The organism is Paenibacillus sp. FSL W8-0439 (genome assembly GCF_038008995.1).
GTDB lineage: Bacteria > Bacillota > Bacilli > Paenibacillales > Paenibacillaceae > Paenibacillus > Paenibacillus polymyxa.
The window spans coordinates 671,295-697,500 of sequence record NZ_JBBPAK010000001.1; the positions used below are offsets into that span (position 1 = coordinate 671,295).

A 26,206-nucleotide genomic window follows, 5' to 3' on the forward strand; every position below is an offset into this window, starting at 1 on the left:
GTCACTTCAAAAAGATGAGTCGCTTGGCTCATCTTTTTTTGTTTTGAATGATTCAAGTTCTCATCTCAGGTGTGGATAAGAACTTGAATCGATGACTAAATGCTAAACAGGTACCTCTTCAGTGAAATAATCCAGCACCATACAACCAGCTCCTTGAGCTACAATATTGTAGGCTTCAGTGGATTTAATGATTTGAACATGACTATCAGGATAAAATTTTAGTCGATCTTGTGCTGTTTTAGCTGCTACCTCAAAAAAACGCGGTTTTGGTACTAGAGTTCCTCCGAAAATCACGATCTCAGGACGTAACAGAAAAATCAGATTACTGAGACCCACACCAAAATAATAAGCTGCATCCTCAACAACTTCTAAACAGAGTGCATCGTTTTGCTCTAAAGCATATAAAATGTGGTGTAAATTGATCTCTTCGAAATCGTTAACTTCGGTCGTAAGCATTGAAGGCTTGCCACGCTTCATGAGCCTAACCATTTCGTCACGAATAGCAGGCAAACTACTGTATGCTTGGAGACACCCATATGAGCCACAAGAACAACGTCGACCATGAATATCAATGATGATGTGCCCAAAGGTATCATCCATATCTCTTTTTCTGCTAACCAATCTGCCTTGAAAAATAGTACCGCATCGAATTCCAATATCACTGGATACAAAGACTAAATTATCTGTTTCTTTCCAAAAGTTCATACGATATTCAGCTAGCGCAGCCAAGTTGGTCCCATTCTCCAGAAATACAGGAGTGTTGGTTTTATGTTTTAAATATTCAATTATATTTATATCCCATCCACCTGCAGGAAAAAGTTGGGGATGTGAAATGACTCCCATTGCCGGATCAAACGAATCGAGAACCCCAATGCCGATGCCCAACAATTTCTCCTTAGGAACGTTATGTTCAGCCAGTAAATCCTCAACGCACTTTGCTACATAATTTAATGTGTACTCTCCAGTACATTCGGTGGTCATCTTTAATTTTTTGACGCCTATAATATTTAGCTTTAAATCAAGCAGCAAGACAGTTGTGTATAAGCTTGTAATCTCAACCCCAATCAAGTTGTAAGCATCCGGTTTGATGACATAGGCCAGAGGTTTACGTCCACCACTTGATTTTCCAATCCCACTATCATAGATAAGATCTTCTGCAACAAGTTCGTCAAGTAAACGCCCACATGTTACATGCTTAAAACCAGTGTGTTCAGCTAACGTGTTAATGGTTACAGGACCTAATTTACGAACTAAGCTATATAACAGTTTTAAGTTTTTCGCTTTGGGTGATGATAACTCTTCAAATTTATTTAACATATAACTTCCCCTTGATCTTTAATACAAGATGTTGTTTTCAGACATAAATATATAGTTACAATTATTATCGGGCTTTTTTGATGATATATCTACTCTGATTATTAAATCTGTACAATTTTGGATGTTTTAGATACACGTTGAGCTAATGAAGAAAACATGAATTAACTTTTGATAATTAGTATAAAAAGAACTGGAGATAATGACGAATTATTTAACATCTAATTAGTCTTTTTATATAAATGATAAATAGTTATTTACAAAAGGTAGTTAAGCTATTACACTAATCAATGAAAGCTGTTGGAGCAGCAATTTGAAGTGATTGATACAGATAGCTTACAGCAAACTATTTTAGGAGGAATTAAATATGCATAAAATGCAAGATATTTTGGAAACCAGAGACTTTATCATGAGTAAAACATCATATCGTCCGACGATCGGAATGATTTTGGGGTCCGGATTAGGGACACTGGCTGATGAAATTGAAAACCCTTTCACAATACCTTACAGCGAAATTCCTCACTTTGCAAAATCTGAAGCGGTAGGTCATGCCAACGAATTGGTCATTGGCGAATTAAAGGGGAAAACTGTAGTCGCAATGAAAGGACGTTTTCATTACTATGAAGGCTTTTCTTTGGATGAAGTGACTTTTCCGGTGCGTTTGATGAAGGCCCTGGGTGTAGAAAACTTGCTCATCACCAATGCTTGTGGCGCCGTTAATAAAGACTTTAAACCGGGTGAGTTAATGTTGATTACGGATCACCTCAATTTGGTAGGTACAAATCCATTGATTGGACCGAATAATAACGATCTGGGTACTCGTTTTCCTGATCTTTCTCAAGTGTACAATGCTGAATTGCGACAAATTGCTACGGAAGTTGCAAAAGCACAAAATACAACTTTACGCGAAGGCGTATATTCCTGGTGGAGTGGTCCAGCTTATGAAACCCCAGCTGAAATTCGCATGATTCGTACATTAGGCGCAGATGCTGTTGGAATGTCAACCGTACCAGAAGCCATCGTAGCTGTTCACGCGAATATGAAGGTTCTTGGAATCTCCTGTTTAACCAACATGGCTTGTGGAATTCTAGATCAGCCTCTAAGTCATGACGAAGTAATTGAGGTAGCTGCCTTGGTAAGAGAGAATTTCATTGCTTTAGTTAAGGGAATTGTAGAGAAGGTCTAGTAATTATATAAAATCCGATGAAGAAAAAGGCGAGGTTATGAAAGGGTATATATATGTCATATTAGGTGCAATTTGTTATGGTTTATTATCGACTTTTGTGAAATTAGCCTATAAAGATGGTTATATCGTGAATGATGTTGTTGGAATACAGCTCCTCTTAGGATCGATATTATTATGGGGCGGAGTGCTGGTTACTAAAGGCACGAAGAGTACAAAACAGAAGAAGTTTGTAACGCCAGGTAAAAGGGAAATAATATTATTAGTTACCGTAGGGGCTACAACGGGGCTTACAGGAATGTTTTATTATCTTTCACTTCAATATATTTCAGCTTCTTTGGCAATTGTACTCCTTTTTCAGTTTACATGGATCGGTGTGTTGCTAGAGGCAATTTTCAATAGAAGAATTCCTGAAAAAGGAAAGGTACTATCCATCATTCCTTTACTTATCGGAACGATAAGCGCAACTAATATTTATTCAACTGGAATTTCAGCCGTTCATTGGCTTGGCTTTTTGTATGGTCTGCTTGCAGCATTATCTTATTCTATTTTTATGATCGTTAGTGGTAGGGTCGCCGTTCAAGCAAATCCGATGATGAAGACAGCTTTCATGACTACCGGAGGCCTCATCGTTTGTTCGATCATTTTACCTCCAACATTTTTAACAGACGGAAAGCTTTTATTACAACTGGCTGTACAATACGGGTTTGTTTTAGCTTTTGTCGGTCCCTTCCTCTCCACACTGCTTTTCTCTAAAGGTGTTCCGTTAGTGGGATCAGGAATAGCATCAATATTAGGTGCAATGGAGCTTCCAACAGCCTTATTAATGTCTGTCTTTGTCCTGAATGAGCACATTGGTGTTCCGCAATATGTAGGGATCGTTCTTATCTTAATTGGAATATCATTACCAAAATTACTGAAAAAAAGTAAAAAGGACATCTTAACCATTTGAAACGTCCTTAGATGGATAATAATCATAGATTAGGGAGGAATATGGAATGACAAACAAAGATGAACTCTTTATGAAAAAGGCAATTGAGGTTGCTCTACAATCCCGAAATGAAGGAAATGAGCCCTTTGGTGCAATTTTGGTCAAAGGGGAAGAAGTCGTAATGGTTGGGGAAAATAAAATTAATACGTTTTGTGATCCAACACATCATGCAGAAATTGGTTTAATCCGGAAATTTTGTTCTGAAAACAATGTATTTGATTTGAGCGAATACACTTTGTATACAAGTTGTGAACCTTGCGTTATGTGTTCGGGCGCCATGGTGTGGTCTAATCTGGGCAAAATAGTATACAGCGTATCACATGATCAGTTAGCTGAAATCGCTGGGAGCAACATCATGATCGCATGTAATGAAGTATTTGAGAAAAGCCCTCAAAGACCTGAACTGGTTGAACAAATACTCAACGAAGAAGGTTTAAAAGTCTTTGATGGATACAAATTTTCTCATTAAATAACTTTTTAAAAATATGAGAATCTATGAATTCATTGGGCAACTTCACTGGATAGTGAAGCTGTCCTCTTTTATGTATCGTTTTACTGCTTGAAATCTAAAAAATAATGCTTCAGATAAAACAAAGGTGCGTGTTGAGAGGAGAGATTGATATATGAATAAACGATTTCAACGAATTCATTTAATTGTCCTAGATTCAGTTGGTATTGGAGAAGCACCGGATGCTGCGGCTTTTGGAGATGAGGGGTCTGATACGTTGGGGCATATCGCAGAAAAAATGAATGGACTGTATATGCCTAACATGGCTGCACTTGGATTGTCCAACATTAAAGAAATTCAAGGAATACCGAAAGCTAATCACCCAGCGGCTTTTTGGACCAAAATGCAGGAAGCCTCTAACGGGAAGGATACGATGACAGGGCATTGGGAGATCATGGGGTTACGTATAGACGTCCCCTTTCAGGTGTTTCCGTATGGTTTCCCTGCCGCTTTGATTGAAGAACTTGAAATCAAATCAGGGAGAAAAATCATCGGAAATAAACCTGCCAGCGGCACTGAAATATTAGATGAGCTTGGGGAGGAGCATATGAAAACGGGGGCTTTGATCGTTTACACATCAGCTGATTCCGTTCTGCAAATTGCTGCTCACGAAGAGATTGTACCGCTGGATGAGTTATACAATGTCTGTGAAATGGCACGTGAAATGACCAAAAACAGTGATTATATGGTTGGCCGAGTCATAGCTAGGCCGTTTGTAGGGGGGCCGGGACAGTTTAAACGAACGGCTAACCGGCATGACTATGCACTGAAACCTTTTTCCCGGACGGTCATGAATGAATTAAAGGATGCTGATCTGGATGTGATTGCTGTAGGGAAAATTTCAGATATTTATGATGGGGAAGGCGTTACTGAGGCGATCCGAACGGTATCCAACATGGATGGAATGGACAAGTTTATTCAAGTTGCACAAAAGGATTTTACGGGCTTGTCTTTTTTAAACCTGGTTGACTTTGATGCCCTTTTTGGTCACCGCCGAGATCCGCAAGGGTATGGCAATGCACTGGAGGAATTTGATGCCCGGTTGCCAGAACTGCTAGAAAAGCTTACCGAGAAGGATCTGCTTATATTGACTGCGGACCACGGAAATGACCCGGTTCATCACGGAACCGATCATACACGTGAATATGTGCCGCTACTCATCTACTCCAAAGCGTTTATGGAAGGCCGAGAGCTGCCTCTTCGCAAAACGTTTGCAGACATTGGAGCATCCGTTGCTGACAACTTTGGGGTCAAACTGCCAGACCAAGGTACCAGTTTTATGCATGAATTAATGATAAAAAGATAAACGTTGTAGCGTGCTAATCCAGCACTTGGATTAAACGAATTAAACCAAATAACTTCCGCTTCTACGGAGGTCATTTGGTTTGGAAAAAAACAAACTTTTATTATTTTATGTAAAAAGTATAAAATTAATATGTATATTATAAGTCATTTATTATGAATAATTCATTACTTTTTATAAAATATATATTTAGTTCTTTACTTTAATGACTTTACCTATTACACTATGAATAACAAAATGTAAGCCTTTCCAAGTGTGTCCGATAGAAGAATCGACGGAAGAGTAGTAACACAACAACTTGAATATTCAAGCTCAAAAGGGGACAGGAAAAATGGCAATGAAAACACGGCTTAGAATAATGAATTTCTTTCAGTTTTTCATTTGGGGATCATGGCTTGTTACGCTAGGCTCGTATATGATCAATACATTACATTTTACGGGCGCACAAGTTGGAATTGTTTATAGCTCAAAAGGATTAGCCGCGATCATCATGCCTAGTCTTGCAGGCATTATTGCGGATCGTTGGATTAAAGCCAATAGATTATATGGAATATTCCATGTTCTAGGTGCGATTTCTTTATTTATAGCAGCACACATTTCAGATCCAATGACTATGTTTTGGGTGATATTTTTCAATTCGTTGGTTTACATGCCAACAAGTGCTTTGACAAATGTTATATCATACGTTGCGCTTGAGAAAGCGGGATTGGATACAGTAAAGGATTTCCCACCAATTCGCGTTTTTGGAACAATCGGGTTCATTATTGCCATGTGGGTAGTTAGTCTTAGCGGATTTGAGTTAAGCAACATCCAGTTATATATAGCCGCGAGTATCTCGCTCTTGCTAGCCCTATACTCACTTACGCTACCTGATTGCCCAACCTCTAACGAGAAGAGAGAAAAGTCATGGATTAGTCTTTTAGGCTTGGATGCGTTTGTACTGTTCAAACAGAAAAGAATGGTTATATTCTTTCTTTTCTCAACACTTCTAGGTGTTGCCTTGCAAATAACCAATACATTTGGTAATCCGTTTTTGCATGATTTTGGACTGAATCCTGAATTTAAAGATAGCCTGGTCGTACAGTATCCATCTATTTTATTATCGGTATCACAGATTGCTGAGGTGTGTTTTATCCTTGCCATCCCATTCTTTTTACGTAACTTTGGAATTAAAAAGGTTATGCTCATTAGTATGGTGGCTTGGACATTACGTTTTTTATTTTTCGCATATGGTAACCCATCTGGTATGGGATTCACTTTCCTTCTGTTATCCATGATTGTGTACGGCTGTGCATTTGATTTCTTTAACGTCTCTGGAGCCATTTTTGTAGAAAAAGAAGTCGATCCTCGTATTCGCGCAAGTGCGCAAGGCTTATTTTTAGCCATGGTTGATGGAATCGGAGCGTATGTAGGCGCCATCGCAAGTGGAAAGGTTGTAGATTATTTCACAGTGGATGGTGTGAAAGATTGGCAAAGTATCTGGTTGACCTTTGGAGCATATACACTCGTACTTGCAGTTGTTTTTGCTATAAGCTTCAAATATAAACATGATCGAAATGCTATAAAAGATGTAACTACAGGCCATTGAAATCAATAATGAAAGAAGGTTAATGTTTTTCTGCATTGCTGTTTATGATTTTAGCTCTTTATTTCATATTTAAAGGAAGCAAAAGATCGAATGAAGTGAAATTGGCTTCAGATCAGGGCAAGATATTTATACAACAATAAAAGAAAAGCTTGGTGAGATGGCGAGCCTTTATCTGTTATGAACAGTGAGGGGCTCGCCATCTGTATAAAAGCACACCGTATGTTCAAACATATTAAGCCGTTGGGTTGCATCATGCCATTGTATACATATAAGTCCTGCTGACAAAAATTTTAAAGAAACTGACTCAAACGTATTGACTTCGAGTTACACGAAGATGGTAGGCTACTACTTATAAACAACATACTGCACTCATTAACACACCATTTTATTGTAAAGTGAGGTCAATTCAATGGAATTTGTGAAGCTTGGAAATACCGGTTTGGATGTGTCACGGCTTTGTCTCGGCTGTATGGGGTTTGGCGATGCGAAACGTTGGATTCATCAATGGGTACTTGATGAAGAGAGTAGTCGCCCGGTTATTAAAAAAGCGCTTGAGCTTGGCATCAATTTTTTTGATACGGCTAATGTATACTCTCTTGGAGCAAGCGAAGAAATTTTGGGACGCGCGCTTAAGGATTATGCCAGCCGGGATGAAATTGTAATCGCAACGAAAGTTCATGGACGTATGCATCAAGGACCTAATGGTGCCGGTCTTTCTCGCAAGGCTATCATGAGCGAGATCGATAAAAGTCTGAAACGGCTAGGTACTGATTATGTAGACCTGTATCAAATTCACCGTTGGGATCACAATACGCCTATTGAGGAAACGATGGAAGCCTTGCACGATGTAGTGAAGGCAGGAAAGGCCAGATACATTGGGGCATCCGCTATGTATGCTTGGCAATTTCAGAAGGCTTTGCATGTTGCCGAGAAAAATGGATGGACTCGGTTTGTATCCATGCAGAATCACTTGAATCTCATTTACCGTGAAGAGGAGAGAGAAATGCTTCCATTGTGCAGGGAAGAAAAAATCGGTGTAATTCCATACAGCCCGCTTGCATCGGGAAGATTGACCCGTGAGCCGGAGGAAACAACCTATCGATCTGAAACCGATGATATTCAAAAATCAAAATATGATGCAACAGCAAATGCCGACCGATGGATTGTGGAGAGGGTTGCGAACATTGCAGAAAAACATGGTGTTCCCTGCGTACATATTGCACTTGCCTGGTTGTTGCAAAAAGCACCGGTAACTGCTCCTATTATCGGTGCTACAAAAATATCTCATCTTAAAGAGGCTGTAGCTGCACTTACTGTGAAATTAACAACGGAAGAAGTAGCATTCCTGGAAGAGCCGTATGTGCCGCACTCTATTGTTGGTTTTAATTAACTGACATAGACTGAAAATTGCTGTTTCGGATAGCAAAATTTAAATACCTGATAGAAATGATGAAAAACTACTTTCCGGGAGGTTTATATGCAAAAAGTAATACTGAACAATGGTGTTGAAATGCCTATCATTGGTTTTGGGGTATATCAGATTAAAGATGTGAATGAATGCGAACAAAGCGTTTATGCGCTCTTATGGCAGGCTATCGTCTAATCGATACCGCTGCGGCTTATCAAAACGAAGAAGCAGTTGGCAGAGCTATCTAAAGGTGCCACACTTATGAAGGAATACAATGTACAGATTGAGTCTAATATGTTCCATAATGGAGTGTTGGTGTCACTGGCTGAAAAGTATCAAAAATCCGTGGCTCAGGTGATTTTACGCTGGTTAACACAAAGAGAAGTCGTCGTAGTTCCAAAGTCCGTCCATAAAGAATTATTGAAAACTTCAATATCTTTGACTTTGATTTAAGCATAGAGGATATGGAGACAATTGCTGCATTAGATATGAAACAAAGCAGCTTCTTCTCACACAATGATCCGGAAATCGTAAAAGCGCTTGGTACGACCCGATTTGAGATTTGATGCTATCATTCTATTACAAAAAGTCGACGCAAAAACCTCCTAACAAGTCTTCAATGGGCAGGATGTGATCGGCGTTTCTTTTGACCAATAGGCAGGATTGGTATCATCCGAGATCACTTGATTTATAATGTCACGGTAGTGCTCTTCTTTGTTGGTAATAAATTCTGCCATAAATTTTACTTCTTCTAATTGAGCTAGAACCGCTTCTTTTTGCTTGCGTATTATTTCATAGCGTTCCTCAATGGTTGCATCGCCTTCCAAACATAGGTCTACATATTTTTTGATGTCTTCGACGGACATACCACACTTTTTTAAGTTTTTTGCACCTGTAAGCCAGTGTATGGAATCGTCATTAAAAATACGGTTATTGTTTTTATCACGCTGTAAACCTGGAACTAATCCTTTATCTGTATAGAAGCGAATGGTGTGTACAGTTAAGTCAAGTAGTTCTGCAACTTCTTTCACAGTATACATGCTACCCCTCCCCAATTTCATGTTGAATGAAGCTATTTAAATTATTATTTCCTTCGTGTTACTCGAAGGTGATGGTTTAAATAATACTTTAAGCTTCGACAATTGTAAATTCCGAATACAGAACAAAACTTTTTAACATTGTTGACTTCGTGTTACTCGAAGGTTGTATGATTTTAATTGTTTGGGGCTAAGATGATTTGATATTTAAAAACGAATGACAAAAGCCGAGGGTAAAAGGGATGAGTAAAATTATATGAAAGCAATGATGTTAAGAGAATTTGGCGGACTCAACCAACTGAAGCTGGAAGATGTAGAAACGCCTATACCTGGTTCGAAAGAGGTTGTCGTGCGATTAAAAGCAGCAGCTCTTAATCGCCGGGATTTGCTAGTCATACAAGGCCGATATCCGGGGACCAAGGTACCTGCTATTCCCGGCTCTGACGGCGCAGGGGAAATTGTTGCGGTTGGAGATGAGGTTTACGATGTCTCAATTGGTGATGAAGTGATCATCAATCCAGGTTTGAACTGGGGCAACGATATGAACAAAAAAAGGGCTGAATTCACAATTCTCGGCGTTCCTACTAACGGAACGTATGCCCAATATGTAAAGGTACCAGCGGAAAGTGTCTATTCAAAGCCGTCCCATTTATCTTGGGAAGCAGCAGCAGCGCTCCCACTCGCCGGTTTGACCGCCTACCGTGCTCTCGTGACGAAAGGCAAGGTAAAGAAAGGCGAAACCGTTCTGATCCCCGGCGTTGGTGGAGGTGTAGCTACCTATCTCGTTCAGTTTGCAGCCGCAATCGGAGCTGAGGTTTACGTGACATCCAGCAAAGAAGAAAAGATCGAAAAAGCAAAAACATTGGGTGCAACCGGAGGTGTCAACTACACAGCAGATGATTGGGTGGAGAAATTGGAGAAACTAACTGGCGGCATTGATCTATCCGTCGACAGTATTGGCGGCGAGGTGTTCAATAAACTGCTGTCACTTGGCAAAATCGGAAGTCGAATCGTCAGCTTCGGGGCGACGAGAGGTCCGATTCCGAATCTGCTTCTACCCAATATGTATGTGAAAGAAATCTCGGTGTTAGGCTCAACGATGGGAAGCCAGCAAGATTTTGCTGATATGGTCAAACTCATAGAAGAACACAAGATTGATCCTGTTTTGGACGAGATTTATCCGCTGGAGGAAGTGACCGAGGCACTGTTCAGAATGGAAAAGGGAGAAAATTTCGGGAAAATCGTTTTGACCATTCCACAAGATTAACGAGAGCATGGAGTCACCAATTTCTGAAGAATAAGGGCTATGACGTCGTACGTAAATAAGCAGTCACTTCCAAAGATGAGTCGATAGGCTCGTCTTTTTTGTTTGATGATTCAAGTTCTCATCTCAGGCGTTGACAAGAAATAATCCAACACCATACAACCGGCTCCTTGAGCCACAATATTGTAAGCTTCAGTGGACTTAATGATTTGAACATGACTATCAGGATAACATTGTAATCGATCCCGTGCTGTTTTAGCTGCTACCTCAAAAAAACGCGGTTTTGGTACTATAATAAGCCGCGTCCTCAACGACTTCTAAACAAAGCACATGTTTTGCTCTAAAAAAGAGTATGAACCGTATAGGGAAAGTCCCTTTCTTTTATGAAAGACCTGGATGAGACTAAGCGGAATTGTGTTCAATGAAATAAAAAAACTCTGCCAATGAGAGTGTAGAAGCGACATGGGGGAAAATACGTAACTTTCCTAATCTAGTAGTGGAAACAATCGAGTCTGTAGACGCTTTTGTTAAGGGGGATGCAGTTGTTTTAGTTAATCGACAAACAAACGAGATATTGACTTTCTTAAATAAAAAAGGAGATCGTTTATCAAGTAAGTTAAAATCAGAATTAGATTTGACTAGAGAGTGAGGACGACTATGAATAACTATATAATATCGTTTACAAAAAAGTTTGATTATTTTTTCGAGCAAAAAGAAATCTCAAATATTATTTATTTACATGATGAAGATGATAATGAGAGATTAGACCATGTCCTTTTCCTTGAGAAAGGTGATGGTAATGTTATAGGCTTATATATAAGAGGCATGAATCCGTTGATCTCAGTGAATAGAATTTACGATTTGGATGATTTTAATTTATTTGCAAGTTATGAAGGATTGATTGAATCTAAAGAGAATATTAAACTCAGAGTAGAATATATAGGTTTGTTTTTTAGTACTCAATACAACGAATTATTGGGTTTCTATTTGGCGAATAACGATGTATCTAGTTCTATATTTATATTATTTTCACAAGATGAAATTTATGTGGAAAAGGATTGTAGTAAATATGAGGCTAGTAGGGCGCTTGAGAAAAGGTTTTCGACTGAAGGTTTTATAACATACGAAAAAAAATGTGAGACTGACTGGAAAAAAACAAACTTCTAATCGGAAAAAATTAAGTATATAAGGCTAAGCTTCGCTCTACTCAGAAATAATATTTTAGATTCCTAATATTGGACAGTGTTTTAAAATCGAAATAATATAATTGAAAAGATCACTGAACACAAGAATATAAACACATAAAAAAAGCTGTCGAGAAAGTTTCTCGATACTCTGAGCACCGGAGAAATCTCCGGTGCTTTTTATTATTCGAGAGCGATAATATTACTTCTTTCTACATAGCAACTAACCATATGGCTGGGATAAAGCAGCAGTTGTATGTTGAGTATAAAAGGAATATAATTTAGACATCTAATATTTAGATATCTAAATAAGATGTCTAAATATATAAATTTTGAGTAAATTGATAATGATAAAAGGAGATATCAACATGAATAGACTGGTAGGTAAAATTGCTATAATCACAGGCGGAGGATCAGGGATAGGAGAACGGATGGTCGACCTCTTCAGTGAGGAGGGAGCTGTAGTTATTGCTGCAGACATCAATGTTCAAGCTCTTGAACGGGCTAGTAAGAAAACGAATGTGTACGGAATGAAACTGGATGTTTCTTCTGACGAGGATTGGAAGGCTCTTTCCGCAGAAGTGAACAATAAATTCGGTAAAATTGACATTTTGGTTAACAATGCAGGAATAACTTCTGAGAAAGGATATCAGGATATCGACCTAAATGACTGGTATAAATTAATGTCGATTAACGGGTATGGACCGTTTGCAGGTATTAAGCATGTAGCCCCGTATATGGCTGCCCAAAAGAGCGGCGCTATTATTAATATTTCTTCTTACACCGCTCAAATCGGTCAGGGATTTAATCATTATTCCGCTTCAAAAGGTGCTGTACGTGCTTTGTCGAAGGCTGCGGCAACAACGTTCGGCCGGTTTGGGGTCCGTGTAAATACGCTTTTTCCGGGCATTATTGAGACACCAATGACTGAAGCCCTTAGCACATCTAAAGAAATGCTTACCCACTTAATTCAAGCGACTCCATTGCAGCGACTTGGTCGACCTGATGATGTAGCTAACGCTGCTTTGTTTTTGGCTTCTGACGAGTCTTCATACATTACGGGATCGGAGCTTGTTATTGATGGCGGTTTTTCTGCTCAATAAAATTAGAATTCACTTTACAGGGGAATGGGTATATGCCTGACCTTCTTTCAGTAAAGAATGACTTTTATACAAGCCCCCTATACAATATAGGGGGCTATTACTTCATTTGAGAAAGCAGGTTAAAGAGTATTAATGAAAGAACAAAATATATTTACGCTGATTCATGCTATGGACCAGGTTACCAATAACCTATTAATTAAGTGGAATAAAATGTTTAATGAGAATCTAGGGGTATCACATATCCTTATTCTTTCGTACTTAAATAGTTACGGAAAGTGCCGCCCTTCTGATCTGGCCAGGTTATTGGGGCTAACTCCTCCGACATTAACCCATCTATCTGGAAAGCTTGTAAAAAAGGAGTTGGCTGTACGAGTGGCGGATGAGGAGGACCGGCGGATTGTGTACCTGCAAATAACTGACGCTGGTGTCGGAATGCTAAATAAAGCGCAGGAAGACGGACGACAGCTTAGAAGAGAACTATTTGAAAACCTAACTGAAGAAGAAAGAGAGGCCTTGTTGTCTGTTTATGAAAAACTAAATAAGGTCATGAGTGAGGATTGATACAGGTAATCATAAAAAAAGCCGCCATGTTGGCGGCTTCTTTTTATTAATAATTGTAACCGCTCCGACTTTAGGAAGCAGAGAGCGTACTGCGCTTATTCTTAGCGTTGGCGCGGTCGCGGCGGCTCAGCAGAAATCCGACCAGAGATGCTGTGGATTGCTGAAAAATCATTCCGAGTACAACGGGCAGTGCTACGGGAGCCGGGAAGTAGGTGATAGCAAGCACGGCCCCCGCGCTAATATTGCGCATGCCGCCGTTAAAGACAAGCGCCGTACGGTCTGCATTATTCCACCGCATCAGCCATGATATGAGATACCCAATCGCATATCCAGTGGAGGCAAGGATAATGATGGAGAGGCATACTCCGACAAGCTTGAGATTAAAATCAACCAGATAAGGCGCGATGACAGATCCGTTAATCATGACGACCAGAGCCATAGCTAGCTTGGAGAACGGGCCCAGCCGAGGTCCCCATACCTGCTTAATCTTTCCTTTGGTCCATTCGTTCAGCACCATGCCAATTAATGAAGGAACGACAATCATCCAGAACAGGCTTTGCATCATTGCCCAGGTGTCGAGCTGGACATTCGCTCCGATCAGCAGGGACATAATGCCGGGCACAGCGAACGGTGCCAAAATTGTATCGATTAGAATGATCGCCAATGTAAGGGCTGTATTGCCTTTGTAGATATTAACCCAGACGAAGCTGGAAATGCCAGTAGGGATAGCTGCACCAAGAATCAGTCCAGTAATCGTATAAGGATCGTCACTGAAAGCCAGATGCCCAAGCATCATGGCGAGCAGCGGCATGGCTAGGTGAAGAATAAACAGACAGGCGATCAGCGGACCGGGATGCTTGATTACATGGATAAAATCCTTGAACCCCATGCTGATGCTGCCCGCGAAGGTCATGAAGGCAAATAGCCAGGGAGAAAACTCGGTATATTGGGACAACGGCGTACCGATCAGGACGCCGATTAGAATGCTGATGGGTGTGATTAGCGGCATAGCTGAATTGAGTCTACGATTCAACGTTAGGAGCATACAAAACTTCCTTTTTTGTACTTAAGTATAGACCTTGCCCCTTGATCCGTAAATGATCCGTGTAGGGGGAAGATCATCTATGGATCAGCCCTTTAAATTATTTCGGTACGCCAGAGGAGAGCAGCCCATTATTTTTTTGAATAGCCTGGAGAAGTAATAAGGGTCCCTAAAACCGAGTTGTATGCTAATTTCTTTAATAGAAGCATTCGTTAAATCCAAAAGCTGACTGGCTCTTTGAATTTTCATTCTTAAATAGTAATCGACAGGGGAATACCCGGTTGATTGCTTGAATATTAGGTTTAAATGCTGCTTGGATACCTGAACATGCTGGCTAAGCTCATCAAGCGAAACGGTGGATTCCAATTGTTCGCCCATATAACGTATGGCCTTATCGACATGGCTCTGGTACGTGCTGTCTTCCTTGCGAGCTGCAACGGATACAACAAAACTCAGCAGATAGCGGATGGTTTGCGACACTTGAACTAAATGTATCATGGAGTATGATTTGTTCAGTAAAAGGGCGCAACACTGATGAAATAGCTCCAGCAGTTTGATTTCATCACTGGCAGCCAGCGAAATATACATTTTAAACGGCTCAAACAAATCCATAAAATCATCCATTTGATCCCCTTTAAGATGAAACCAGTAAATTGTCCATGGATCTTCATCGTCAGCCCCATAAGCATGTGGCATGTCCCTAGGAATGTACGCAAAGCTTCGCTCTTTCAGGACAATGGTTTGGTTATCCTTGGTTCGTATCCAGCCCTTTCCACTCGCACAGTAAATGAATATATGAGAGTCGCAGCCATTTGTTCTTTCACGAAAATGATGACGGGCATGGCTAAAGCAGCCTATATCCGTAATATATAAATCTTTCGTAAGCGGATTCATTTTTAATTTTCTCAGCATATAGGGAGGGAGGACATATACCTTTTTACGTTCAAAATCATCGGCTTTCTTAGTCATAATCTATTTATCTCCCAGCCGTAGGCGGCTCTAATGATGAAATACGTATATAGTCCATCATAAACAGTGGATTGTCAATTGTCTGTGATACCGCTTACTTGTAAGCTTTGATATAAGAGCGATTATGAGGGAGTGATGAATTGAAAATGAAGGTAACCGGTCAGAGTGAACAGGCTGTAGAAGGGCTGCGGAAGGCTTGTAGATTAAGGAGCATTGAACCCTATGGACTGGAGCTGGGAGGGAAATCACATGAGTAATCTGATGAGAAATGTACCGCGTAAATTGACGATCACGATGTGGGACTTCTCTTGGTATACCATGACACAGGAGAGGGAGCCCTACAGCGACCTGGCAGCTCGTTTTCAGGAAGCGGTCGAAAGAGGATACAATACGATCCGAATATGCGCTATGCCCTTTATGTTGTTTACGGTGGATGGCAAACGCCCAGGTCCATTGGAGTTTGCGAGTCTGGGAAAAGTGGGCCAGCGTACGCGCTGGTATAACTGTCGCGGCGGTGCAGTGCTGGATGGGCATGCTCATTTGCTCGAACTGTTTAGACAGGCAAAGGCTCATAATTGTTACATTATATTATCCTCTTGGGAATATCAGCAGAGTCCGACCTTCCTGGCCCATGCTGAGCTTAGAGATGAATTAGCTGCGATCCCACCTAAGGAAAGATTCATGACGATTGCAAAATCAATGGATCAGTTGATTCGTTTTGTTACAGCAGCAGGCTATAGGGATCAGATTATCTATACAGAGTTACATAACGAAGTGGAGTTTGGGCAGTTAAACGCTGTCGGAACGTCTGAAGGCATAGCGGAAACAAACATACCAGCGCTTATTGAAGCAATGCAGCCCTACGTAGAAGAAGCGATTGAATATCTTCGCCAAAGCCATCCAGATATTATGATGACAGCCAGCTATACGTTAAATGAAGCCTACCCCAAAGCTTACGTCGCGCGCAATATGCAGGTGGCCCATTTTCATCTTTATATTAAAGGGGTGCTGAATGAGCTGATGGAAACGGCGGGGCTTGATGATGAGTTGGCGCCATTCCCCAATCCATTTGTCCAATCTCTATTGAGGGAAGATGCTCCTCCATTTGCAGAGTGGGACCTGCCCCCAGAGCAGAAATGGCGGATGGAGGGCAATCCCGTTGGGATGAGGCTTATTTATTTACACGACTGGGTAGATCCGGATCAATGGGATTTATTTTTGTACGATCGGTACGGAGATCATAAAATGGCCATGTTGCAGAAGGCCGACTCCCGATTGGAGGAGATTCATGAGTGGACCCGTCGTTCCGGTATTCCAATTGTCATAGGAGAAGGTTATGTAGGCTATACGCCCCTGCATGCCCAATTTGAAGAAGGTCCGGTCGGTAAATATATAGCTGAATATGTGTTGCGAAAAGGAATGGCACTGGGGTTCTGGGGAATGACCCTCTGCTCCAACTGTGCTCCGCATCATCCGTTCTGGAATGATATAGCCTGGCAGCGCAAGTGGAACCAATTTATCCTAAATTCAGATTAGAGGTTCCTTCCTAGACAATCTATTATCTCTGAGATAGCTGGCGTCATTCAATATGAACGATTGAGGGGAGTGAACTTTATGAGAAACTATCGAATTACAGTCCAAGATGATCATAAGCATATTGTGAAAGGCCAACTCAGACTTGGCGGCATCAATCCAAAGGGAGAACAAATCGGCTTCACCAACTATTTTATGGAGAAGGATGGAGAGCCTTTTTTCGGGATTTGTGCTGAATTCCATTATGCACGCTATGATGAACGCTATTGGGAAGACGAAATTATTAAAATAAAATGGGTGGCGTCAATATCATTGCTACTTATGTTTTTTGGAATTTACATGAAGAAGTCGAAGGTATTTTTAATTGGAGTGCGAACAAAAACCTCCGCTATTTTATTGAGTTATGTGGCAAATATCAGCTCTATGTCATTATCCGAATCGGGCCCTTCAATCATGGCGAAATCCGAAACGGCGGTATACCGGATTGGCTATTTGGCCGCCCATTTGAGGTTCGTTCTAATGATAAGGGATATTTGTTTTATATGAGAAGAATGTATAACGAAATCGGTATTCAGGTTAGAGGGCTGTTATATAAGGAGGGGGGGCCGATCATCGGCACTCAAATCGAAAACGAGCATCATCATTCCTCTGCCCAGTGGGGATTGACTGTAGGAATTAATGATATGTGGTTAAACTCTGGAAGTGACGGTAATTCACATATGTTAAAACTTAAAGAAATAGCTCTGGAAGCGGGGATTGATACTCCGATCTATACATGCACAGGATGGGGAGGAGCGACAACGCCTGTTCCTGATATGCTGCCCTTATGGGGCGGATATGCCTACTGGCCGTGGATCTATTATGAAGAGGGACGGTTGGAGGGGAAGGATGAGCATCCTGCGACACCGGAATACATTTTCCGAGACAAGCATAATAACAAGATTCCGAAAAGCTACAATTTTGAGCCCCTATACGCCCCGGAAGACTATCCGTACGCTTGCTGCGAAATGGGTGGCGGTATGGTTCAGTTTTATAAATACCGGTTTGTCTTTCCCTATCGCAGTGTTCCAGCGATGACTGTCATGAAGGTTGCAGAAGGCTGTAACCTGATCGGATACTATATGTATCATGGGGGTTCCAATCCGCGAGGTAAGGTTAACCCGTTCACAAACGATATGGCTACACCTAAAATATCCTATGATTTCAATGCCATGATTGGAGAATTCGGTCAAATAAGGGAGTCATACCGAAGAACAAAGCTACAGCATTATTTTCTTTCAACGTTTCAAAAGCAATTCTCTCTGACGAAGACTATTCTGCCAGAGGACACGTCATCAATGGACCCTTATGATGTGGATACCTTACGATATGCGATTCGCTCCAGTGCCGGGGCGGGGTACCTGTTTCTAAATAATTTTCAGGACCATGTTGAAAATTACGACCTGTGCAATTTCAATGTAAGCATTGAGCTGCCTGAGGAAACGATTGTAATCCCTAGTCAAGGTGAACTGACATTAGGACGGGATAGCTTCGCTATTTTGCCTTTTAACCTCAATTTGGATGGAATAAAGCTCAAATATGCAACAGCCCAGCTGATAACAAGGCTAGAAGAGGATGGAGAAATATATTATTTTTTCTTTGTACCGGACGGGATGAAAGGCACGTATGCATTGGAGTCAAAAGATATCATCCGTGCCACAATCGACAAAGGTTTGATAGAACAATTGGATGGGAATACGATCATTCAGGTTGCTGAAGAAGAAGAGAGTCTCATCCGTTTGGTATCTGAAAGTGGCCAAAAAGTCGCCATCTATACGATGACTGATGAACAAAGCTTGGAGTTTTGGAAGGTCAACCTGCAAGGTCGAGACAGAGTTATCCTGACAAGTGCCAATTTACTTGTATCTGGAGCAGAGATAAGACTGGAATCAACAGATCAGGAGACTGTAACACTCAGTGTATTCCCGGATTTTGACGACTCAATCACATCCATATCCGGTGGAGAGTTGCTTGCAACAACAGAAAGTGAATTATTTACAACGTATCAGTTAAGAGTTCCAAAGAAAGAAATACACTTCCATCTGAAAAGGGTGAATCATGATAAATTCGTCCTTGATTTTGAAACAAATGCCCTTGATGGGATCAAAGAGGCTCTGCTGCGTATCAATTATACGGGAGATATCGGTTATGCATTTATTGATGGCGAACTCATTCACGATAATTTCTGCAACCATACGACCTGGGAAATAGGTTTAAAATCATTTGAACATCGGCTCATCGAGCGAGGGATGTACGCTTATGTTTCTCCAATTCGAAAGGGCAGGGTTGTAAACAGCAATACAACCATGGCTGGCTGGAAAGAGACAACGGAGGAACGAATCGCGAACATTGGCGTGGTCAGCATAGTGCCTGTGTATGAAATCAAAATCACTGTATAACCCAGAAAGTGTAAGATCAGAGACGCTCAGCGAGTGCTTTTAGTACGAAGTATAAAAAAACGTAATAGCTCATGGTGGTTCAACCATGAGTCTATTACATTTATTTTCCTATATTGCTATTAGTAGATACCGGCTTTTTTCGATGTTTCTTTGATACCGTTGGTTCCTTCTACCACAGTGCGGCCCCAATCGGTCAGATTGCCGTTAGGTCCTGTTACAAGATCAAGATAAGAAAGGTTGGAGCTATTACCGTACCAGGACCAAGCTAACCAGCCTATGCCTTTGGATTGGCCGTATCTCATGATTTCTGTCTCGTCGACGTCTGCTCCCTGGTGGTAACCGCCAAATTCACCAATAATCAGAGGGAGTCCTTGATTCAGAACGTTATCAATATTGGTTCGAACAGTTTGAACATCTTTACCAGCGAACTCATACATATGGATGGAGAATACCGTATTCTTCAAAGAATCAGCTGCAAATACAGACTTACCGAAGTCATTGATAGATTGAGGATATTGCCCCCAACCAGCACAATCGACGATGAGCGTATTTTTAATACCTGCGTTTCTCAGCTTGGGAATCGCTTGCTTATACCCATCTGCCCAGCCGCCTCCATTCCAAGAGCCATACCATTCGTTCGCAATGTTCACGATAACCCGATCTTCTTTGCCGATCAGGGCATCTTTTATGCTAATCCAGTAATTCACAGCCGCATCCAAAGACGCATAGTCGTCTTTACCCGTAGCGTCATGAACCTCAAGTACAGGAATCATTTTATAACTTGTGACTAGGGAGATAATATTTTTTACGGAATTTATGTCATCCTTGGTGTATTGTGTTCCGTTAGAAAGGACAATCCGAACGGTATTAGCACCTGTCTTGGCAATGGCTGGGATGGCAGTATAAAGATCGTTTTTGTACCAAGTGTGAGCATGATTGACGCCTCTCATAACGAACGGCTTGCCTGTAGAGTCATACAATTTGGTACCGCTTACATAAAAACCTGAAGCAGCTTGCGCCTTGGAGAAGAATCCCCCCAAACCAATCATGATAAGCAGACCAGCGAGTCCAGACAATAATGCTTTTCTTAACAATGTTTTCACTTTTATTCCTCCCTAAATATATTATTCAACTTCCTGCTATATAGAGGTGGAGTAGGGGGGCAAGTATGTAAATAGCAGTAAGCTAAACACATTATGAAGCGCTTTCATTTTTGTTATTAGTTATTTTTCGTTATTCTACCATTTGTGTTTTTGTTATTCAATTGATTTTTTTTAATTTATTTTTGTTTTCAGATCATATCTATATAGGTTTCTTATTGAGGTGTGACTTATAAAGGTTTTATTATAACTTTTCTCTCTATGTATGATATGTTTACTTGATTTTTCTGTAGGGTAAGTTAGCTGAAAATAATAAAATAAAACCTAACTATTTTGATGATTGATTTGTTGGATATAAACCAACCTAACGATATGTTTGGTTAGCTATCAGTAGTTATGTGAGGAACCGATAGTATAGCTTCATGCCAAGCTTCACCCCGGTATTAAATTATTGTATGATATTCTCGTAATACTTTTACCAGAATGGATAGGGGCAAGATGATGAAAAAACCAATCATAGCAGTCGATATGGACGATACGATCTGTCATCTCGTCAAACGGGCTATATACCATAACAATAGTGAATTTCCCACTCATCCGCTTCGTTATGAAGAAATGTTAGATTGGAACACCGATCATCTACGTCATCCCCAAAGCACACATGATGTATTTTATGGACGACCGGGTTTGTTTGAGGAACTTGAGCTATATGACGAGTATGTCGTAGAAGAAATGGAGAAGCTTTGCAATGCTTTTGATGTCATTATTGTGACAGCGGCAGAACCAAAAACCGTCGTGGAGAAATGGAATTGGCTTCAAAGGCATATGCCATTCATTCCGATTGAGAACTTTTTCCCATGCAAACGAAAGAATCTGATTAACTATGATCTCCTGATTGATGATGGTCCTCATAATTTAGTGCCTGCACTGCAGGAGGGGAAGCAAGTGCTTTGTATTCCTCATCCATGGAATATGAAGGCAAGAGAGCAATATGAGTTCCCGGTCATGGCATCTTGGCAAGGAGCAAAAGAACGAATTGACTCCATTTTGGGAGTTCTGAAATAAAAAAATAGATGCATTCGTAAAACAGCTGGCTCACTTGGAGCTGGCTATTTTGCTAGAAATAATAGACCCCATAATAGAATAAAATGGTACAATTGATACATATTTTTCATGGGGAGGGATACGTGTATGACCATGACTATGGGGCAGATGGTGAATCATCTGACAAAGGGAATAGACATACCCAATACGACCGTAGATCTGCTTAACCCAGAACTCAGGGATATTGAGATTCAAGGAATTGTAACCGCTTTCTGTGCATCGCAATATGTGATAGAACAAGCTATTTCGCTTGGCGCGAATTTTATTATTACGCATGAAGGTATGTATTATAGCCATCACGGGATGCAGGAATGTTTACTACATGATCCCGTTTATTTGCGCAAATCTCGCCTGGTCGCCGATTCAGGCGTAGGCATTTATCGCTTTCATGACACCATACATCGTTATCAACCGGATGGAGTGATGGTTGGACTTCTTCAGGCGCTTAACTGGCACCCCTACGTTGTGAAGCAGCAGCCTTCTTCCGCCATTTTGGCTATTCCGGCTATGGAAGTTAAGGAGATCGCTGAATATATGAAAGCCAAACTTCAGATTCGTTATGTACGAGTATCTGGCGAGGTATTCATGCCATGTGAACGAGTGGGAATCTTAGTCGGATATAGGGGAGGTGGTGAACTAGCGATACCCTTATTTCTACATGAAAATGTGGACCTGGTCATTGCTGGTGAAGGGCCCGAATGGGAAACACCAGAATATGTGAAAGACGCTGTCTATCAAGGTCAAAATAAGGCACTTATCATGCTGGGACATGCTGAAAGTGAAGCACCTGGTATGAAGTATCTTGCTGAAACACTTTCCGTCCAATTTCCAACGCTCCCCGTCTACTTTGTTGAGGATCGCCCCGTGTTTGAAATATTGTAAGAGAGAATATACCTATGCTGATGATCATCCCGCACTGTTGTTTATATCCGTTCATCTACTTTATGAAATGGAGGCAAGATAATGGGAAGCAGAGTGATTATGCCGTTCAGAACGGGCTGGAAATTTATAGAAGGCAATTACACAGGCGCTGAGAAGACAGACTATAACGATGGGCATTGGCAGGACCTTCTTATCCCTCATGATTGGAGTATTGAAAAGTCCTTTGATCCACATATGCTGTATGGCGGCAATCAAGCTTATTTGCCCAGGTGGTCTGTTGGGTGGTACAGAAAGCATTTTAATGTGAAGCCCTCCTCTCCAAAACAGCGCGTATACATACAATTCGATGGCATTCACAGTAATAGTGAGGTTTGGCTCAATGGGCATTTTGTGGGCAAGCGGCCCTATGGGTATGTTAGCTTTCAATATGATTTGACTCCATATATTCGGTGGGACGAGGATAACGTAATTGCCGTCAAAGTGGACAATACGCTTCTTCCGCCTGACAGATGGTATTCGGGGGCCGGTATTTATCGTAATGTGTGGCTGATTTATACGGATTATCTTCACGTAACCGAATGGGGAACTACTATTACCACACCTGAAATTTCGCCAGATGAAGCCAAGGTGAGTGCCAGAATCAAGATCAGCAATCACCATGAGCATGCCGTAGAGTGTACGATTAAGACTGAAATACTGGATTCACAGGGACAACTAAAAGGAAAAATTGAAAACCGAGTAGCTCTTGCGGGCTTTGAAACAGAGGAAATTGAGCAGAAAACGAAAGTTATAGAACCAGAATTATGGTCACCGGACAACCCAGTGCTCTATGAAGCCCAAACGACGATCTATTGCGACAATACTGAGGTGGATCGTTATCGTATCCCTTTTGGCATAAGAGAAGTGATCCTCGATTCTCAAAAAGGATTATTGCTAAATGGAAGCAGCTTGAAGCTGAAGGGAGTGTGCATTCACCATGATTTAGGCTGCCTAGGGGCTGCTTACCATGATACAGCCATGAAGAGAAGGCTGGAGAAGCTGAAGGAAATGGGCTGCAACTCAATCCGTTTTGCGCATAATCCTATGGCGCCCGAATTATTAGACTTATGTGACCATATGGGTTTCTTGGTGGTGGACGAGGCTTTTGACAAATGGAAATCTCTTTCCTATGAGCATGTATATGATGAATGGTGGGCAAAGGATCTGGAGGCCATGCTTGTTAGAGACAGAAATCATCCTAGTGTTTTTATGTGGAGCGTTGGTAATGAAGTGGAGAACCAAGGTCAACCGTCCATGCTAAACATGTTGGAGCAGCTCGTTGCCTTTTGCCATGAAAAAGATCCAACCCGGCCTGTTACCTGCGCGCTTGAGCCGCATAATACACCGATCAGCTTGCGTGATGGTTCGATTGAGGCCAAGGTGGAGCATACCAAGCTGCTGGCCCAACGAGTGGATGTACTGGGGCTGAACTATCAGGAGCAGTGGTACGAGCACTATAGAGCGGCCATGCCGGATACGCTTATCCTTGGAACAGAGACGTTCCCATATTATCGGGGTAAAGATAACCGGGTTAAAGGTTATTTGCCCCTGAATCCCTGGTTTGATGTCGCTAATCATGATTATGTGATTGGTCAATTTGTTTGGAGTGGAATCGACTATTTGGGAGAAACAAGCTACCCCTCCAAAGGGTGGTCCTCCGGCCTGATTGACACGTGTGGGTTTCGCAAACCTGTATCTTATCTCCAGCAAAGTCTTTGGTCTGATCAGCCAGTTGTGCACATAGCCGTATTTAATGAGCATATGAAATCGGAGTATAATCCGACATGGACAATGCACTGGAAATCGCCAGCTATGGAAGATCATTGGACATTTCCAGAATACGCAGGAAAACTGATACGGTTGGTTACTTTTACCAACTGCGAGAGCGTAGAATTGATCGTGAACGAGGAATCATACGGTGAGAGAAAGTTGGCTGATTACCCTAATCATTTAATCCTATGGGAGCTCCCCTATACACCAGGCAAAATTCGGGCTATAGGCCGCAATGGGAATCAGCAGGTTTGTGAACATGAACTGACTACCGCCGAGCTTCCTTATGCTCTAAAAATGGAGGCTGATCGGGCGACTCTACCTGCTGATGGGCATGAGATATCTCATGTGGAAGTAACCGTTATAGATCAACACGGGATCGTTGTACCTCACCGGGATTTTGATTTGAGCTTTGAGCTGCATGGTGATGGCCGCATCCTTGGAATAGACAATGGGGATCTCACCAGTGATGAACCTTTCAAGGGAAAAGGAAGACGAACACACAGAGGAAGGTGTCTTGTAATAGTACAATCCGGGGATGTAGCTGGTGAACTGTTGCTACAAGCCTCAGCAGATGGGGAATTACAGGGAGAAATCAGCTTGAAAGTGGAATAAAGGAGAAAATGAATTTTTGCCAGCTCTTGCAGCTGGCTTTTTTTGCGTGAAAACTGAATATATTTCAGAATTGACATGAAAAAAAGGAAGATTTATAATTTCGTTATTAATATTAAAGTAATTAATTGAATAGTTTAGTGAATGGGGTGTTTAATAGTGAACGAACGAGATTTCAAAGATGGGCTTTTCACCGAATACGCACGGATCGGAAAATGCTTGTCCAGCCCGAAAAGGTTGGAAATTCTTGATATTCTCATACAAGGACCCAAATCAGTTGAAGTTCTATCTAAAATGACTTCGATGTCCGTTGCCAATGTTTCTCAGCATCTACAAACTCTATATCAGGCTAAGTTGGTTCAATCCAAAAAGCAAGGAAACTTTGTCTATTATGAACTTTCTGACTCATCTGTTTTGCACTTTTTAAATTCATTGTATGACCTGTCTGAAAAGCAGTTAATTGAAGTTCAACACATTAAAGAGCAATTTTTGGGTCAATTCTCAGATGTTGAAGGAGTCACAATGGAAGAATTGGCAATGCGGATGGAAAAAGGGGAGGTCACACTTCTTGATGTACGGCCGCGAGATGAATATGAAACTGCTCATATACCGGGAGCTGTTTCCGTTCCAATTGAAGAATTAGCGGAGCAGTTATCTCTGTTGCCAGCCGACTCGAAGATTGTGGCTTATTGCAGAGGCCCGTATTGCTTAATGGCGGTTAGGGCTATTGAATTGTTGCAAGCTCATGGCTTCAAAGCTAGACACTTGGATAAGAGTGTTCACGATTGGAACGACTTTATTCTTAACGAAGTGACAGGATCATGAAGCTTGGAATGTTTTTCGTTCTGCAAATGTAGCTTGTCGAGTGGGCCGATAAGACCGTCGCTTTTTGATGGAAAAAATAGATAACTGTTCTGTAGGGAATCAGGGGAGGATGTTAGCCTTAATGAATTTGACGAATGCTTCGCAGAAGAAGCAAGCGCTTATCAATTCCTATGTGGAATCTTCAGATAAGCAAAGAAAACTGTATCGTCGTACGCTTATCACCGTTATTTTCTCTCAAATTTTTGGAGGCGCTGGACTGGCTGCCGGAGTAACCGTTGGTGCGTTGTTGGCGCAGGATATGCTGGGTACGGATAAGTTCACGGGGATTCCTACAGCACTATTTACACTTGGATCAGCGGTTGCAGCACTCCTCGTCGGTCGGTTTTCCCAAAGATTCGGCCGACGAATGGGATTGGGACTTGGTTTTATCGCAGGGGGAGTTGGGGCG

Annotated in this window: 21 protein-coding genes and 2 pseudogenes (1 of these 23 running past the window's edge); 18 read left to right on the forward strand and 5 right to left on the reverse strand. The window is 41.4% G+C overall.

Annotated features, from left to right (window positions below; genetic code table 11):
• Positions 1-102: 102 nt before the first annotated feature.
• Positions 103-1,317 (reverse strand): ROK family protein, encoded by a 1,215-nt coding sequence (locus MKX36_RS03045; RefSeq protein ID WP_090891005.1) that lies wholly within the window; start codon positions 1,315-1,317, stop codon positions 103-105.
• Between the two features lie 364 nt (positions 1,318-1,681).
• Here MKX36_RS03045 and MKX36_RS03050 point away from each other — a divergent pair, with 364 nt between their 5' ends.
• The 7 genes and pseudogenes from MKX36_RS03050 to MKX36_RS03080 all read left to right on the forward strand — a co-directional run bounded on the left by MKX36_RS03050 (position 1,682) and on the right by MKX36_RS03080 (position 8,861).
• Positions 1,682-2,500, forward strand: coding sequence for a purine-nucleoside phosphorylase (locus tag MKX36_RS03050; RefSeq protein ID WP_090891004.1), 819 nt, complete (start codon positions 1,682-1,684; stop codon positions 2,498-2,500).
• Between the two features lie 37 nt (positions 2,501-2,537).
• Positions 2,538-3,449, forward strand: coding sequence for an EamA family transporter (locus MKX36_RS03055; protein ID WP_340864193.1), 912 nt, complete (start codon positions 2,538-2,540; stop codon positions 3,447-3,449).
• 46 nt (positions 3,450-3,495) lie between these two features.
• Positions 3,496-3,957: a nucleoside deaminase gene (locus MKX36_RS03060; protein WP_277510617.1), complete on the forward strand. Its 462-nt coding sequence runs from the start codon at positions 3,496-3,498 to the stop codon at positions 3,955-3,957.
• A gap of 154 nt (positions 3,958-4,111) precedes the next feature.
• Entirely contained in the window at positions 4,112-5,302 is a 1,191-nt protein-coding gene (deoB, locus tag MKX36_RS03065; RefSeq protein ID WP_277510620.1) for a phosphopentomutase, read from the forward strand.
• Between the two features lie 328 nt (positions 5,303-5,630).
• Positions 5,631-6,887 (forward strand): nucleoside permease, encoded by a 1,257-nt coding sequence (locus MKX36_RS03070; RefSeq protein WP_340864194.1) that lies wholly within the window; start codon positions 5,631-5,633, stop codon positions 6,885-6,887.
• A gap of 409 nt (positions 6,888-7,296) precedes the next feature.
• The gene (locus MKX36_RS03075; protein ID WP_340864195.1) at positions 7,297-8,277 is read left to right on the forward strand and encodes an aldo/keto reductase; all 981 of its coding nucleotides are present in this window, start codon (positions 7,297-7,299) and stop codon (positions 8,275-8,277) included.
• 87 nt (positions 8,278-8,364) lie between these two features.
• A pseudogene (locus MKX36_RS03080) lies at positions 8,365-8,861 on the forward strand (aldo/keto reductase).
• A gap of 39 nt (positions 8,862-8,900) precedes the next feature.
• Here the strand turns inward: MKX36_RS03080 and MKX36_RS03085 are convergent.
• Positions 8,901-9,335: a MerR family transcriptional regulator gene (locus MKX36_RS03085; protein WP_113050819.1), complete on the reverse strand. Its 435-nt coding sequence runs from the start codon at positions 9,333-9,335 to the stop codon at positions 8,901-8,903.
• Positions 9,336-9,588: 253 nt separating this feature from the next.
• Here MKX36_RS03085 and MKX36_RS03090 point away from each other — a divergent pair, with 253 nt between their 5' ends.
• From MKX36_RS03090 to MKX36_RS03105, 4 genes are all read left to right on the forward strand, one after another.
• Positions 9,589-10,599: a zinc-binding dehydrogenase gene (locus tag MKX36_RS03090; protein WP_340864196.1), complete on the forward strand. Its 1,011-nt coding sequence runs from the start codon at positions 9,589-9,591 to the stop codon at positions 10,597-10,599.
• Positions 10,600-11,253: 654 nt separating this feature from the next.
• A complete protein-coding gene (locus MKX36_RS03095) occupies positions 11,254-11,763 on the forward strand; it encodes a hypothetical protein (protein WP_019686059.1) in 510 nt (169 codons plus the stop codon).
• 385 nt (positions 11,764-12,148) lie between these two features.
• On the forward strand, positions 12,149-12,883 hold the full coding sequence (locus MKX36_RS03100; protein ID WP_107734824.1) for an SDR family NAD(P)-dependent oxidoreductase: 735 nt from the start codon (positions 12,149-12,151) through the stop codon (positions 12,881-12,883).
• A 132-nt stretch (positions 12,884-13,015) separates the two neighbouring features.
• Complete coding sequence (locus MKX36_RS03105; protein ID WP_025363945.1) at positions 13,016-13,444, forward strand: MarR family winged helix-turn-helix transcriptional regulator; 429 nt, start codon at positions 13,016-13,018, stop codon at positions 13,442-13,444.
• A gap of 70 nt (positions 13,445-13,514) precedes the next feature.
• Here the strand turns inward: MKX36_RS03105 and MKX36_RS03110 are convergent, their stop codons facing one another.
• On the reverse strand, positions 13,515-14,489 hold the full coding sequence (locus MKX36_RS03110) for a bile acid:sodium symporter family protein (RefSeq protein WP_017427985.1): 975 nt from the start codon (positions 14,487-14,489) through the stop codon (positions 13,515-13,517).
• 84 nt (positions 14,490-14,573) lie between these two features.
• On the reverse strand, positions 14,574-15,455 hold the full coding sequence (locus MKX36_RS03115; protein ID WP_025363947.1) for an AraC family transcriptional regulator: 882 nt from the start codon (positions 15,453-15,455) through the stop codon (positions 14,574-14,576).
• A gap of 249 nt (positions 15,456-15,704) precedes the next feature.
• On the opposite strand from MKX36_RS03115, the gene MKX36_RS03120 reads away from it, so the two are divergent.
• Positions 15,705-16,991, forward strand: coding sequence for a cellulase-like family protein (locus MKX36_RS03120; protein WP_107734832.1), 1,287 nt, complete (start codon positions 15,705-15,707; stop codon positions 16,989-16,991).
• Positions 16,992-17,069: 78 nt separating this feature from the next.
• Positions 17,070-19,426 (forward strand): annotated as a pseudogene (locus MKX36_RS03125) (beta-galactosidase).
• A 119-nt stretch (positions 19,427-19,545) separates the two neighbouring features.
• On the opposite strand, the gene MKX36_RS03130 reads toward MKX36_RS03125, so the two are convergent.
• Complete coding sequence (locus MKX36_RS03130) at positions 19,546-20,529, reverse strand: glycoside hydrolase family 5 protein (RefSeq protein WP_016819573.1); 984 nt, start codon at positions 20,527-20,529, stop codon at positions 19,546-19,548.
• Positions 20,530-21,027: 498 nt separating this feature from the next.
• Between MKX36_RS03130 and MKX36_RS03135 the strand changes: the two genes are divergently transcribed.
• From MKX36_RS03135 to MKX36_RS03155, 5 genes are all read left to right on the forward strand, one after another.
• A complete protein-coding gene (locus MKX36_RS03135) occupies positions 21,028-21,591 on the forward strand; it encodes a 5' nucleotidase, NT5C type (protein ID WP_257126645.1) in 564 nt (187 codons plus the stop codon).
• Positions 21,592-21,717: 126 nt separating this feature from the next.
• Complete coding sequence (locus MKX36_RS03140; RefSeq protein WP_340864197.1) at positions 21,718-22,512, forward strand: Nif3-like dinuclear metal center hexameric protein; 795 nt, start codon at positions 21,718-21,720, stop codon at positions 22,510-22,512.
• A gap of 81 nt (positions 22,513-22,593) precedes the next feature.
• Positions 22,594-24,936 (forward strand): glycoside hydrolase family 2 TIM barrel-domain containing protein, encoded by a 2,343-nt coding sequence (locus MKX36_RS03145; protein ID WP_340864198.1) that lies wholly within the window; start codon positions 22,594-22,596, stop codon positions 24,934-24,936.
• A gap of 156 nt (positions 24,937-25,092) precedes the next feature.
• Complete coding sequence (locus MKX36_RS03150) at positions 25,093-25,758, forward strand: ArsR/SmtB family transcription factor (protein ID WP_016819577.1); 666 nt, start codon at positions 25,093-25,095, stop codon at positions 25,756-25,758.
• A gap of 121 nt (positions 25,759-25,879) precedes the next feature.
• On the forward strand, positions 25,880-26,206 hold the 5' portion of the coding sequence (locus MKX36_RS03155; protein ID WP_330721496.1) for an MFS transporter. It continues 957 nt past the right edge of the window; the window shows 327 of its 1,284 coding nt (coding positions 1-327); the start codon lies at positions 25,880-25,882; its stop codon lies beyond the right edge, outside the window.